The sequence below is a fragment of the Roseateles sp. genome, from assembly GCF_039595295.1.
GTDB lineage: Bacteria > Pseudomonadota > Gammaproteobacteria > Burkholderiales > Burkholderiaceae_C > Roseateles.
The window spans coordinates 63,454-76,409 of record NZ_JBCNLU010000025.1 but is presented as its reverse complement, the minus strand read 5'-3'; the positions used below and the strand labels follow the sequence as shown (position 1 = coordinate 76,409).

Here is a 12,956-nt window from a genome sequence, read left to right as displayed (position 1 = left end):
CAACCGCAGATGCGCCGCCGTGAATGGATCCTGCACTGTAGCGCCTGTGCCTTGGCCCTCGGGGTGGTGGGAGTCACGCCGGGGCCTGTCGCGGCGCAAGGCCGCACCGAAGCGAGGACCGGCGGCGGGCGCCGCATCCTGGTGCTGGGCGACAGCCTGTCGGCCGAGTACGGCCTGGCGCGCGGCAGCGGCTGGGTGGCCTTGCTGGAGCAGCGGCTCAAGACCGAGAAGCCCGGCACCGAGGTGATCAACGCGAGCATCAGCGGCGACACCACCTCGGGCGGACGTTCGCGGCTGCCGGCGCTGCTCAAGCAGCAGCGGCCGACGCATCTGATCATCGAACTGGGCGGCAATGACGCGCTGCGCGGGCTGCCGCTGAAGATGACGCGGGAGAACCTCAAGGCCATGGTTCAGGCGGGCAAGGAGGCCGGCGCCAAGGTGATGCTGGTCGGCATGCAGATCCCGCCCAACATGGGCGCGGCCTACGGGCGTGATTTCGAGGGCAGCTTCAAGACCGTCGCGCAGGAGGAGAAGGTGGCGCTGCAGCCCTTCCTGCTGGCGGGCGTGGCCGACCGGCCCGACGCCGCGGACTGGTTCCAGGGCGACCGCATCCATCCGCTGGCCAAGGCGCATCCGGTGATGCTGGACAACGTGTGGAAGGTGCTGCGGCCGCTGCTGTGATCTCGACGCTTTCCCTGTCCCGGCTCGCTCGTCGGGCGCTGCCGTCCTGGGCCGCTTTCGCGTTGCTGACCGCCGCCTGCCTCGCGGCGGTGATCCTCGGACATGACGGGCGCCGCGCGGCGCAGGTGGCGATGCTCGCGTTGCCGCTGCTGCTCTGGCTGCGCTGGCCGATCGAGCGCCCGCCGTGGCGCCGCGTGCGCGCGGTGCTCGCGACGACGGGCATCGCGCTGTTCCTGCTCGACGGCGCGGCGCGGGCCTGGCTCGCGACGCAGTACCAGGCGACGCCGGACAGCTCGCTGGTCCTGGCCGCCGCGGCCAACACCACGCCGCGCGAAACCGCCGAGTACCTGGCCTCCCAGTCGCACGCGTTGGTCCTCGCCATCGGGCTTGCGCTCGTCGGACCAGGCCTGACCATCCTCGCCGTGCGGGTGGCGACGCGCGATCAGGCGGCGCTCTCCCGCCCCGGTCGCGTCATCCTCCTGACGCTGATGGCGCTGTGCGTGCTCGCCCATCTGAGCAAGCCCTGGCGGCGTCATCACCCGCTGGTCTTCTGGCCCGCGTGGACGCAGGACGTCGCCGAGCTGCGCCACGCCTGGTCCGATCAGCAGGGCCAACGCGACCAGCTGATGCGCAACGCCCGCGCGGCGTCGCCGACGCTGAGCTCCGATGCCCCCGCCACTGTCGTGCTGGTGCTGACCGACAGCGTCAACCGCGACAACATGAGCCTCTACGGCTACGGGCGGCCGACGACGCCGCAGCTCACGGCGCTCGCGCGCGAGGAGTCGACCCGGCTGCTGACGCTGCGCCATGCGTGGTCGGTGGAGGCGGGGACGCTGGCTTCGCTCAGCGGGCTGTTCAGCTTCGGCGAGCGCGACGAGGACGATCCCGCGGGCCGCGCGCAGCACTTGCTCGCGCTGGCGCGCACGGCGGGCTACAAGATCTGGTGGATGAGCAATCACGACGACGTCGCCGTCGACCAGCAGCACGCGCGGCTGGCCGACGAGGTCGAGATGATCAACCGGCAGCCGGGGCGCTCGTCGGCCTCGCTGGACGGGGAGCTGCTGGACTGTCTGGAAGAGGCGTTGATCGACCCGGCGCCGCGCAAGCTGGTGGTGGTGCATCTGCTGGGCGCGCATCCGCATTACCGGATGCGCATGCCGGCCGGGGACAACCCCTTCGACGACGACTCGGACGCGGTCGACCAGGGCATGATCCGCGCGGGCCATCCGATGTGGCTGCGCGAGTCCCGCCAGGACTATGACGCGGCGATCCGCTATCACGACGGCGTGGTCGCCGAGACGCTGCGGCTCACGCGCCGGCATGTGCCACAAGCGGGGCGCGGCGCGTGGATGTTCCTGTCCGACCACGGGCAGGAGGTCGGTCACAGCATCGCGCACGCGGGTCACAGCCCGGGCACGCCGGCGGGCTATCGCATTCCCACGCTGATGTGGCGCACCGGCGCGGACTTCGATGCCGCGACCGCGGCGCGGCCCTTCCGCGCCGACTGGGCCGGATGGACGATCGCCGACCTGCTGCAACTGCGCTGGACCGGGATGCAGGACGAGCGGAATGTGCTCGATGCGCGCTATGCGTGGGAGGCGCCGCGGTTGAAGGCGCCGGTGGTGAGATTCGATCGGTAGGGGGCTGGCCGCTCAGGCGGGCACCTCCCTTGCCTTCCCGTCTTCAACAACGCCACAAGCGCATGACGGGATCCCCACCTCGCACCCACGCACTGGATACGGTCGATGCGTCGACCTCGACCAGCGACGCTCCCGATGACGAGGGCCGTTCGTCCGATCCCTGGTGGTCCAAGCTCGGCCCCGGCCTGATCACCGGCGCGGCCGACGACGACCCCAGCGGCATCGCCACGTACTCGCAAGCCGGGGCGCAATACGGCTACGCGGCCAGCTGGACCATCCTCGTCACCTTCCCGCTGATGGTGGGCATCCAGCTCGCCAGCGCCCGCATCGGCCGCATCACCGGCAAGGGCCTCACCGAGACCTTCGCCAAGCTCTGCCCGCGCTGGCTGGTCGTGGCCCTGGTCTCGTTGCTCGTTCTGGCCAATGTCATCAATCTCGGCGCCGACCTCAGCGCGATGGGCGACGCGATGCATCTGGTCGCCGGCGGCCACGCGGGGCTGTATGTCGTCGCGATGGCGGCCGTGTCGCTGGTGCTCCAGATCTGGCTGCCCTACGCCCGCTACGTGCGGGTGCTGAAATGGCTGACGCTGTCGCTGCTCGCGTACGTCGGCGTGGGCTTCGCGGCGCGGGCGGACTGGGCGCTCGCGCTGAAGTCGCTGGTGTGGCCGTCGCTGCATTGGGATCGGGACTACGCGACCACCGTGGTCGCCATCCTCGGCACCACCATCAGCCCCTATCTCTTCTTCTGGCAGGCGAATCAGGAAGCCGAGGAGATCCGCCGCATCGCCGCCGACAAGCCGCTCGCCTGCGCGCCCGAGCAGGCCGCCACGCAGTTCCGGCGGCTGCGCATCGACACGCTGATCGGGATGGGCTTCTCCAACACGATCGCGTTCTTCATGATCGTCGCGACGGCCGCCGCGCTTCACGCCCACGGCGTACGCGACATCGAGACCACCGCCCAGGCCGCGCAAGCGCTGCGCCCGATCGCGGGGGACTTCGCGTTCGCGCTCTTCGCGGCGGGCATCGTCGGCACGGGATTGCTGGCGCTGCCGGTGCTGGCCGGATCGGCCGCCTACGCGGTCGCGACACTGGCGGGCGTGCGGCGCGGTCTGGACCGCCCGCCCCAAGCCGCCAAGACCTTCTACGCGATCCTCAGCGGCGCGATGCTCATCGGGCTCGCGCTCAGCCTGTCGGGCTTGAATCCCATCAAGGCGCTGTTCTGGTCGGCGGTGGTGAACGCGGTGATCTCCGTGCCCATCATGGTCGCGGTGATGATCGCCGCCTCCCATCCGAAGATCGTCGGCGAACTGCGGATGCCCGCGATCTGGCAATGGCTGGGCTGGCTGGCCACCGCGGCGATGGCGCTTGCGACGGTGGTGATGCTGGTGTTGCAGCTGCTCCACCGCTGATCACCGCTGACCGTCGCTGATCGCCGCCGGCCGCCGTCCGTCCACGCGATCGGCCGCTCGCCCCATGACGTCTGGCGGGCGAGCGGCGCTCGCTAGACTGGCCCGATGACCACCGCCAAGCCCGCCCTGCCCGCCCCGCTGAACGACGCCTGGACCCTGCGCATCGACGAGGTCTGGCGACAAGCCGCCGATCTCAGCGGCGACCAGCTCGTCGCGCGGATCGACGCGCTCGCCGCCGAGCGGCCCGCCCATGACGCCCGCGCGCTGTTCGAGCGCGCCTGCGCCCGCGACACGGCGGGCCTGGAGTCCGAAGCCGAGCCGCTCTATCGCGCCGCGCTGGCGCAAGGCGGTCTCGATCCCTATCGCCGCACGCGGGCGGTGATCCAGCTGGGCAGCACGCTGCGCTGGCTGAACCGGCTCGACGAGAGCGAGGCGCTGCTGGCCGGCGAACTCACCCACCACCTGCAACCCGGCAACGACGCGCCGCTGCATGACGAAGCGCGCGCGCTGCTCGCGCTGACCTATGCGGCGCAGGGTCGCGGCAAGGAGGCGGCGGGCCTGGCGCTGGCGGCGCTCGCGCCGCGCCTGTCGCGCTACCACCGGTCGATGCTGGCCTGCGCGAAGCAGCTGGCCGATGAGGTCTGGGAGCTGGACGCGCCCCCGCGTCCGAGCTTCCAACCGCTGTACGAGGGCGATTTCGTCTTCCGCCCGTATCGAGCGGAGGATCTGCCCGAGTTCGTCGAAGCGGCCCGAGAGTCAGCCGACACGGTCGGTCGATGGCTGGGCTTCGCGCATGCGGCCTACTCGCTCGAAGACGGCGCGGAGTGGTTCGCGCGTACCGCGCAGAACCTCGCAGCCGGCACGGCGTATGAGCTGGGGATCTTCGAGCGGGACACCGGTCGATTCGTCGGTGGGTGCGGGCTCAACCACTTCAACGTCGTGCACCCGTTGTGCAACTTGGGCTACTGGGTCCGACGTTCCTGCGAAGGCCGCGGCATCGCGTCGGCGGCGGTGCGGGCCTTGAGCCGCTATGCCTTCGGCACGCTGCAGATCCAGCGGGTGGAGATCCTCGTGTCGGTGGGCAACGAGCCGAGCCAGGCGGTCGCCCTGCGCGTCGGCGCACTGTACGAGGGCGTGCTGCGCAACCGCCTGCGAGTCAACGGCCAGGTGAGCGACGCGCACATGTTTTCGTTGGTGCCTGAGGGGCCGTTCTGAGCGGGGCGCCCACGCCCGGTGGAACGACAACTTTTGCGTCGTTACGCCGAGCGTGCAAGCGATGGGCAGTTGAATATCAGCTTTGCTCGATCACCTCTAGATTCGCCTCGTCCCTCGCACACAAAAGCGGTTTGAGGACACGCTTTGCGAAGGCGCGCATGGCTTCCGTCTCCGTTGCGCACGCCAGTTCAACGAGATCGCTGTCCGGCAACAGCTTCAAGCGTCGAAAGGCCTTGTAGATCGCCTTATGGCGTCCAACGACGGGCAGCGCGGCTTCGACATTAGCAGGGAGACGCGGCTGAAAATCTGGTCGATCGTAAACAGACTCGAATGCACTTTCCACAGACCAGATCGGCATGCAATGGGTGTCCGGCTCCGCCGCATGCCCGGTGTTTGCCTGGTCTCCGTCCAACACTGCGATGACCGCATCGGCCGACGCCAGAAAACCGTGCTCGCGATTGCGTTGCAGCAAGCTGATCACTTGACCAGCCCCACCAACCACTAGGATGAAGAATCGGGAGAAGCAAGGCTGGCAGTGTTTGCGGACGAGGTGTTCGATCACCAGTTCGGCGGCCTCGTCCTCCACCAGGATGTAGCGGTCCCAACCGTGAAAGCCAAACATCAGGCTCTTCACGTACGCGAAGGATCTCTCCACAAGCATCGACTGCTCCGCCGCAGTCTCGAGATAGAGAAGTTCCGCGCTGCGAAGGGTCTGCATCAATGCCAACGAGTGGCTCGTGAACAGGACATTGACCTCGAACCGCGCACACAGTTGCCGCAGCTCGCCGACCAGCCGAGCCTGTGCAGCTGCATCCAGCGATATGTCAATCTCGTCGATGAAAATCAGGCGTGAACCGGATTTCAGGCGACGATAAAGATTGACGAGGAAGTACTCGCCTGAGCTGAAGGAATCCTCACGGACGTATCGATCGTCGTCGAGCCGATAGAACGTGCACGTGCCGCGAGAGAAATTCACCTCTCGCAGATTCTCGAATCGAGGCTCGCCGTAGATCTTGGACAGGAACTCGATCAGCCCGTCGGGACGCGCGTCCGTTCCGAGGACCATCGCCTTGACGATGTCATCGTTGGCCTCGGAGAGCGTCGAGAAGTAGCCGAATCGCTGCCCATGAGGGATCGGCAACTCGACCGAGATGAGTTCTCGCAAGCGCTGCGGCACTGGCGACCGCGTGCTCAGCGAGCCGAGCGCGCCGTCATATGTGAACTCGAAGGTCTCGCCATCCAAGCTGTATCGAACGGCGCTGTCCTCTCGAAGGGCACCAGCGGAGTTCGTGCGCTGAAACGTGTCGGCCAAGGCGAAGGTCATGATCGCCTTGGCCAGCGTGGTCTTGCCGGCGCCATTCCGCCCCACGATGCAAAGCGGTGCATTCCGGCTCAGATCGAGACGGAGGACCAATCTGGCGATCGGCCTGACGTTGTTGATCTCGACGCCGAATTGCATGCGATCTCATCCAAAGGAACGATGCAGAAAGAGATCCACCACGGCCGCGCCATACTTGCGTCTCAGCTTGTCCAGGTAGGACTGGTCTACGGTGTTGACGTAGTTCAACAGGCCGGCCAGTCGGGCCTCAGCCTTCGCGGCACCGGTCGGCAGCATCGCGTTGAAGCGCTCCCGATCGCGCAGGTACCGGTAGAGCATGGTTTCGATCTCATCCTTCACCGAGGTATCGACCGAGATCATGCCGTTGGGCAGCAGCACCATGCCCAGCAGCTTGATCTTTCCTCCGATGTGCAGGTACTTGGACTTGCCTCGATGCAGCCGGAGGGCGCCACCGAATGCACGGTCCAAACAGAGGTTGAGCTCACCTTCCGCGACTTCGACGCGCGCACGATCATCCGCCGACAAGACGACGTCATCCGCATAGCGGGTGTATACGATGCCCAGTTCGGAGCAGCGGTCGTGGAATTCGACGTCGAACTGATAGAGCGCTGCGTTGCTCAACGCGGGCGACGTCGAGAACCCCACGGGCAGCGCGTCATCGACACAGAGCAGGTCGAGCAGGTGCTCCATGTGTTCCGGAAGATCCGCTATGGGAACGAATTCCTCGGCATTTGCGATCGTGCGCCGAACGATCTCGCGGGTAAGGCTCGGGAAGAACGACTCGATGTCGGAAACGAAGAAATGTCGGCTCTGGGCGTGTCGCGCCACGGCATCGCGTGCGCTCATTCCCTTGCGATAGGAGAACACCACCTCGTCTTGGACCGGAAGAAAGTCGAGAAGGAAGAGTCGCAAGAAGCGGTGATAAGCGCGCAGGCGATCGCTCGGCTTGACCAGTTCCCGCCGCTTATCACCATGCTGGATGTAGGAACGCTCCACATCATCCTCCGACACATCGCGGCTGAAATCTGCGAAGGTCCGCTTGCCATGGAACATGGCTTCGAACAACGTCTTCAGCGGCTTCTTCGTCGGGAGCATGGCGGCGTGGCGATGGTTGAGCGGCACTATAGCTTTGCGATAAAGTCCGTCTCATGCTGGCTGACTAGGAGCATCTCCGGTCGCGAAGGCCAGCCTCTAGGCCGTCTGATCTACTTGTGTGATGCGTCCGCTGTCGGGTGTCCTTCAACGGCGCTCACACAAGGCGTAGAGGCTGCCAGAGTTCCGCGTCGATGATGCGGTCCGCTCACCCCGGCACCACCCCGCCAAGCTCCTTCATCAACCCCGCCGCCGCCGCACTGAGCGCCTTGGCCACCGCCCCGTCCCAGGCCGCGTCGAAGGCGCCCGACGGCCCGATCGCCGTCAGCGCCAGCACCATCTGCCCTTCGCCGTCGAAGACCGGCACGGCGAAGGCGCTGACGCCCTCGACGATGCCGCCGACCGAGCGGTGCAGCGCGCGGCCGCGGATCTCCGCCAACGTGCGTGAGAACGCCGTCCACGCCGGCACCGTCTGCGGCTTGTCGTGCCTGCCCACGCGCGCCAGGTCCAGCGGGCCGTGCTGGCGCGCATCCGCCAGCAGGGCCTTGATCTCCGCCGCCGGCCGGTAGGCCGCGAACAGCGGCCCCGACGCGGTGTCCGACAGCGACACCACCGTCCCGTGCCGCATCGTCACGTGCACCGCCGCCGGCGAGGCGGCCGTGCGCACGATGGTTGCGCCCTGCGAGCCCCACACCGCGATCGCCACCGTGTGGCCGATCTCCTGCGCCAGATCCTCCAGCCGCGCCGTCGCCAGCCGGATCGGATCGATCTGCCGCATGCCGATCAGGCCCATCTCCATCGCCAGCGGCCCCAGCCCGTAATAGCCGGTCGCCGGGTCCTGCGTCATCAGGCCCAGCTTGCAAAAGCTCACGAGGTAGGGATGCGCCTTGGCAGGGGTCATGTCCGCGGCTTGCGACAAGGTCTTCAGCGGCATCGGCTGCCCGCGTGCCGCGGCCGCCTTCAGCAGCCGCCCGCCCACCTCGATGCTCTGGATGCCGCGGCGCTCGTCGGCGTCCTCGCGATCCTCTCGGTCGGCGGTGGTGTCTTCGGTGCTCATGGTTGTTTGGAGGTCGTGGGGGGCGCAGTATCGGCGGGATGGGAGAGCCCGAAGACCTGGATTCGTCATTGTTGAACAGATTCGTCGACCCGGCTATATTCGCGATCAACAAACGCATTCCGCTTTGCTGAATGCACGACAACACCCCGCCAGGAGACACGATGACCCAGCCGACCAAGCAGTTCGCCAGCCACGCCGACGTCGAGGAGAAGCGCGTCTCCTTCGTCAAGCTCAGCGACAACGCCTACGCGTACACCGCCGAGGGCGACCCCAACACCGGCATCGTCATCGGCGACGACGCGGTCATGGTCATCGACACCCAGGCCACCCCGGTGATGGCGCAGGACGTGATCCGCCGCATCCGCGAGGTCACCGACAAGCCCATCAAGTACGTCGTGCTGAGCCACTACCACGCGGTCCGCGTGCTGGGCGCCTCGGCGTACCAACCCGAGCACGTCATCGCGAGCCGCGACACCTACGACCTGATCGTCGAACGCGGCGAGCAGGACAAGGCCAGCGAGATCGGCCGCTTCCCGCGCCTGTTCCGCAACGTCGAGTCCGTGCCCGACGGCCTGACCTGGCCCACCATCACCTTCCAGGGCGCGATGAGCCTGTGGCTGGGCACGCTGGAAGTGCAGCTCATCCAGCTGGGCCGCGGCCACACCAAGGGCGACACCGTCGTCTGGCTGCCGGCGCAGAAGATCCTCTTCTCCGGCGACCTGGTCGAGTTCGACGCCACACCTTATGCCGGCGACGCCTACTTCGCCGACTGGCCGCAGACGCTGGACAACATCGCCGCGCTCCAGCCGACCGCGCTGGTCCCCGGCCGCGGCGCCGCGCTGACCACGCCCGAGTCCGTCGCCCAGGGCCTGGCGGGCACGCGTTCGTTCATCGCCGACCTGCACGCCTCGGTGAAGGCCGGCGTCGCCGCGGGCAAGGACCTGAACGCCGTCTACAAGGACACCTTCGCGACGATGAAGCAGAAGTACGGGCACTGGGTCATCTTCGACCACTGCATGCCCTTCGACGTGACCCGCTGCTACGACGAGGTCACGCAGTTCCGCGACCCGCGCATCTGGACGGCCGAGCGCGATCAGGAGATGTGGAACACGCTCGAGGGCTGAGCGATGACCGACGTCGACTATCAGCGCGTCGTCTATCCCCATCGCCGCAGCGCCGATCAGGACGTCCATGCGCGCGGCCAGACCGCGCGTCATCCGGTGGTCGTCGTCGGCGCGGGCCCGGTGGGACTGTGCGCCGCCATCGACCTCGCGCTGCAGGGCGTGCCCGTCGTGCTGCTGAACGACGACGGCCGGCTCTCTGTCGGGTCGCGTGCGCTGTGCTTCTCCAAGCGCACGCTGGAGATCCTCGATCGACTGGGCTGCGGACAGCGGCTGGTCGACAAGGGCGTGTCCTGGGGCGTGGGCCGCGTCTTCTTCCGCGACGAGCAGGTCTACCAGTTCGACCTGCTCGGCGAGACCGGCCATCAGCGTCCGGCCTTCGTGAATCTGCAGCAGTACTACGTCGAGGGCTTCCTGGTCGAGCGCGCGCTTAAGCTGCCGCTGATCGACCTGCGCTGGCACCACCGCGTCGTCGGCCTCGACCAGCGCGGCGATCATGTCGCGCTTCAGATCGAGACGCCCGACGGCCCCTACACGCTGCGCGCGGATCACGTCGTCGCCTGCGACGGCTCGCGCTCCCTGCTGCGCAAGCTGGTCGGCCAGGAGAGCCACGGCCGCAGCTTCAAGGACCGCTTCCTCATCGCCGACGTGCGCATGAGCGCGCCCTTCCCCGCCGAGCGCTGGTTCTGGTTCGACCCGCCCTTCCACCCCGGCCAGAGCGTGCTGCTGCATCGCCAGCCCGACGGCGTGTGGCGCATCGACTTCCAGCTGGGCTGGGACGCCGATCCCGAGCTGGAGAAGCAGCCCGAGCGCATCCTGCCGCGCGTGCGCACGCTGATGCGCGAGGCGTCGATCGCCGCCGGCGGCGACGGCGCAGTGCCCGACATCGAGCTGGTCTGGGCCAGCGTCTACACCTTCGCCTGCATGCGCATGGACAGCTTCCGCCACGGGCGGGTGCTCTTCGCGGGCGACGCGGCGCACGGCGTGTCGCCGTTCGGCGCGCGCGGCGCCAACTCGGGCATCCAGGACGCGGACAACCTGGCGTGGAAACTCGCCGCGGTCGTGCAGGGTCGAGCGCCGGAAACCCTGCTCGACAGCTACGCCCGCGAGCGCGAGATCGCCGCCGACGAGAACATCCTCAACTCCACGCGCTCGACCGACTTCATCACGCCCAAGAGCGAGATCAGCCGCATCTTCCGCGACGCGACGCTCACGCTCGCCCGGGACTTCGACTTCGCGCGGCGGCTGGTCAACAGCGGCCGGTTGTCGGTGCCGACGACGAAGTACGGCGCCGTCGCGACGGACGCGCCCATCCGCATCGACGGACGCGACGACTGGCTGCTTCGTCAGATGCGGCCCGGCCGCTTCACGGCGCTGGTCTTTGGCGATGTCGATGCTGGCTTCGCTTCCGGTCCCGGTTCCGCAGTAGGTGCCGATGCGGACCGCGACGCCCTCGCCTCCAGCGGCGAGCTGATGGTCCTCGTCATCGACGAGGCGACCGATCCGAAGGGACTCGCACGGCGGCGCTACGACGCGGCGCCCGGCACGGTGGTCCTGCTGCGCCCCGACCAGCACGTCTGTGCCCGCTGGTCTCGCCGGCCGGCGGCGGGTGAGCTCGCCGCCGCCATGCGCCGCGCCCTGAACCACGAGGAGGCCATCGCGTGTCCCTGATCACCGCACCGAATCTCGAAGCCGGCGACGACTTCTACGAAGCGCTGCTGGCCGCGCATCACGGGCTCGATGCCGGCGCGAGCGCCGCCTTCAACGCGCGGCTCATCCTGCTGATGGCCAATCACATCGGTCGGCAGGACGTGCTGCTCGACGCGTTGGCCGCCGCGTCGCGAGCGAATCCGCTTGCCAGTGCCGGTGCCGATACCGCGCCAAACGCTGGCCCCGGCGCTTCGGCTTTGACGTCGGCGTCGACTTCCATCTCCATCGCCCCGACCCCGGGCCCCGCTTCCCCACGAGGACAAGCATGAACGCACCAGAGACCCTCCGCTCGCCCGAGGCGGGCGAGACCGCGCCGTCGGCGCTCCGCTACCAGAGCGGCTTCGGCAACCAGTTCGAGACCGAGGCCGTGCCCGGCGCGCTGCCCCAGGGCCGCAACAGCCCGCAGCGCGCGCCGATGGACCTCTATCCGGAGCTGCTGTCCGGCAGCGCCTTCACCGCGCCGCGCGTCGAAAACCGCCGCACCTGGCTCTACCGCCGTCAGCCGTCCGTCGTCACGGGCGCCTTCCACGCCTACGACCAGCCCTACTGGACCAGCGGCGCGGCCGGCGGCGTCGCCGCGCCGCCCGATCCGCTGCGCTGGCACCCCTTCCCGATGGCCGACGAGGCCCGCCCGCTGGACTTCGTCGACAGCCTCAAGACCCTGGTGAGCAACGGCGACCCGGACGCGCAGACCGGCATGGCCGCGCTGGTCTACGCCTTCAATCGCCCGATGACCCGCCGCGCGCTGATGAACGCCGATGGCGAGATGCTGCTGGTGCCGCAGCAAGGCGGCCTGCGCATCACCACCGAGATGGGCCAACTCGATGTCACCCCCGGCGAGATCGCGCTGATCCCCCGCGGCGTGTGCTTCCGCGTCGACGCGCATGAGGGCGAGGCGCGAGGCTACGTCGCCGAGAACTACGGCGCCGCCTTGCGCCTGCCGGAGCTGGGCCCGATCGGCTCCAACGGCCTGGCCAATCCGCGAGACTTTCTCGCCCCGGTCGCCGCGCACGAGCCCGACGGCGCGCCCTATGAAGTCATCCGCAAGACCGGCGGCGCGCTGTGGCGCAACGAGCAGGCGGTCACGCCCTTCAATGTCGTCGCCTGGCACGGCAACCTGACTCCGCTGAAGTACGACACCAAGCACTTCATGACCATCGGCTCGATCAGCTTCGACCATCCGGATCCGTCGATCTTCACCGTGCTGACTTCCCCCAGCGACACGCCAGGGACGGCCAACTGCGACTTCGTGATCTTCCCGCCGCGCTGGCTGGTGCAGGAGGACACCTTCCGTCCGCCCTGGTACCACCGCAACGTGATGAGCGAGTTCATGGGCCTGATCTACGGCCAGTACGACGCCAAGCCCGAAGGCTTCCGCCCCGGCGGCGCCAGCCTGCACAACTGCCTGGTGCCGCACGGCCCCGACGCTGATGCCTTCGAGGCCGCCAGCACGCGCGCGCTGACGCCGCAGAAGCTGGACCACACGCTGGCCTTCATGTTCGAGAGCCGCTGGCGCTTCCGCCCCTCCGAATGGGCGCTCAACGGCGGCGCGCTGGACGCCAACTACGCCGCCTGCTGGGGCGCGCTGAAGGACAAGTTCAAGCCGGACTGATGCCGCCCCTCGTCAGACGGAACGCGCGCGCCGCACGGCCGCGCGTTTTGCGCTCCCACAGGGGATGCGCATCCCCGACA

General features: G+C 68.2%; 11 protein-coding genes. 8 read left to right on the top strand and 3 right to left on the bottom strand.

Annotated features, from left to right (window positions below; all coding sequences use genetic code 11):
- Nucleotides 1-9 precede the first annotated feature (9 nt).
- The 4 genes from ABDW59_RS17505 to ABDW59_RS17490 all read left to right on the top strand — a co-directional run bounded on the left by ABDW59_RS17505 (nt 10) and on the right by ABDW59_RS17490 (nt 4,945).
- Nucleotides 10-681: an arylesterase gene (locus ABDW59_RS17505; protein WP_343631382.1), complete on the top strand. Its 672-nt coding sequence runs from the start codon at nt 10-12 to the stop codon at nt 679-681.
- Entirely contained in the window at nt 678-2,321 is a 1,644-nt protein-coding gene (locus tag ABDW59_RS17500; RefSeq protein ID WP_343631376.1) for a phosphoethanolamine transferase, read from the top strand. The genes ABDW59_RS17505 and ABDW59_RS17500 overlap by 4 nt, the downstream gene beginning before the upstream one ends.
- Before the next feature lie 62 nt (nt 2,322-2,383).
- Nucleotides 2,384-3,730 carry a divalent metal cation transporter gene (locus tag ABDW59_RS17495; protein WP_343631374.1) on the top strand — a complete coding sequence of 449 codons (1,347 nt, stop codon included), beginning with the start codon at nt 2,384-2,386 and terminating at the stop codon, nt 3,728-3,730.
- 105 nt (nt 3,731-3,835) lie between these two features.
- Nucleotides 3,836-4,945 (top strand): tetratricopeptide repeat protein, encoded by a 1,110-nt coding sequence (locus ABDW59_RS17490; RefSeq protein ID WP_343631372.1) that lies wholly within the window; start codon nt 3,836-3,838, stop codon nt 4,943-4,945.
- A gap of 76 nt (nt 4,946-5,021) precedes the next feature.
- Here ABDW59_RS17490 and ABDW59_RS17485 read toward each other — a convergent pair whose 3' ends face one another.
- From ABDW59_RS17485 to ABDW59_RS17475, 3 genes are all read right to left on the bottom strand, one after another.
- Nucleotides 5,022-6,404, bottom strand: coding sequence for an AAA family ATPase (locus ABDW59_RS17485; protein ID WP_343631370.1), 1,383 nt, complete (start codon nt 6,402-6,404; stop codon nt 5,022-5,024).
- A gap of 6 nt (nt 6,405-6,410) precedes the next feature.
- Nucleotides 6,411-7,379, bottom strand: coding sequence for a reverse transcriptase domain-containing protein (locus ABDW59_RS17480; protein ID WP_343631368.1), 969 nt, complete (start codon nt 7,377-7,379; stop codon nt 6,411-6,413).
- Between the two features lie 205 nt (nt 7,380-7,584).
- Complete coding sequence (locus ABDW59_RS17475; RefSeq protein ID WP_343631366.1) at nt 7,585-8,433, bottom strand: IclR family transcriptional regulator; 849 nt, start codon at nt 8,431-8,433, stop codon at nt 7,585-7,587.
- 161 nt (nt 8,434-8,594) lie between these two features.
- On the opposite strand from ABDW59_RS17475, the gene ABDW59_RS17470 reads away from it, so the two are divergent.
- The 4 genes from ABDW59_RS17470 to hmgA are packed head-to-tail and all read left to right on the top strand — an operon-like array spanning nt 8,595 to nt 12,876.
- Nucleotides 8,595-9,557 carry an MBL fold metallo-hydrolase gene (locus tag ABDW59_RS17470; RefSeq protein WP_343631364.1) on the top strand — a complete coding sequence of 321 codons (963 nt, stop codon included), beginning with the start codon at nt 8,595-8,597 and terminating at the stop codon, nt 9,555-9,557.
- A 3-nt stretch (nt 9,558-9,560) separates the two neighbouring features.
- Nucleotides 9,561-11,225 carry an FAD-dependent oxidoreductase gene (locus ABDW59_RS17465; RefSeq protein ID WP_343631362.1) on the top strand — a complete coding sequence of 555 codons (1,665 nt, stop codon included), beginning with the start codon at nt 9,561-9,563 and terminating at the stop codon, nt 11,223-11,225.
- On the top strand, nt 11,216-11,533 hold the full coding sequence (locus ABDW59_RS17460; protein ID WP_343631361.1) for a DUF2783 domain-containing protein: 318 nt from the start codon (nt 11,216-11,218) through the stop codon (nt 11,531-11,533). The genes ABDW59_RS17465 and ABDW59_RS17460 overlap by 10 nt, the downstream gene beginning before the upstream one ends.
- The gene (hmgA, locus tag ABDW59_RS17455) at nt 11,530-12,876 is read left to right on the top strand and encodes a homogentisate 1,2-dioxygenase (RefSeq protein ID WP_343631359.1); all 1,347 of its coding nucleotides are present in this window, start codon (nt 11,530-11,532) and stop codon (nt 12,874-12,876) included. The genes ABDW59_RS17460 and hmgA overlap by 4 nt, the downstream gene beginning before the upstream one ends.
- The last annotated feature ends 80 nt before the right edge of the window (nt 12,877-12,956 follow it).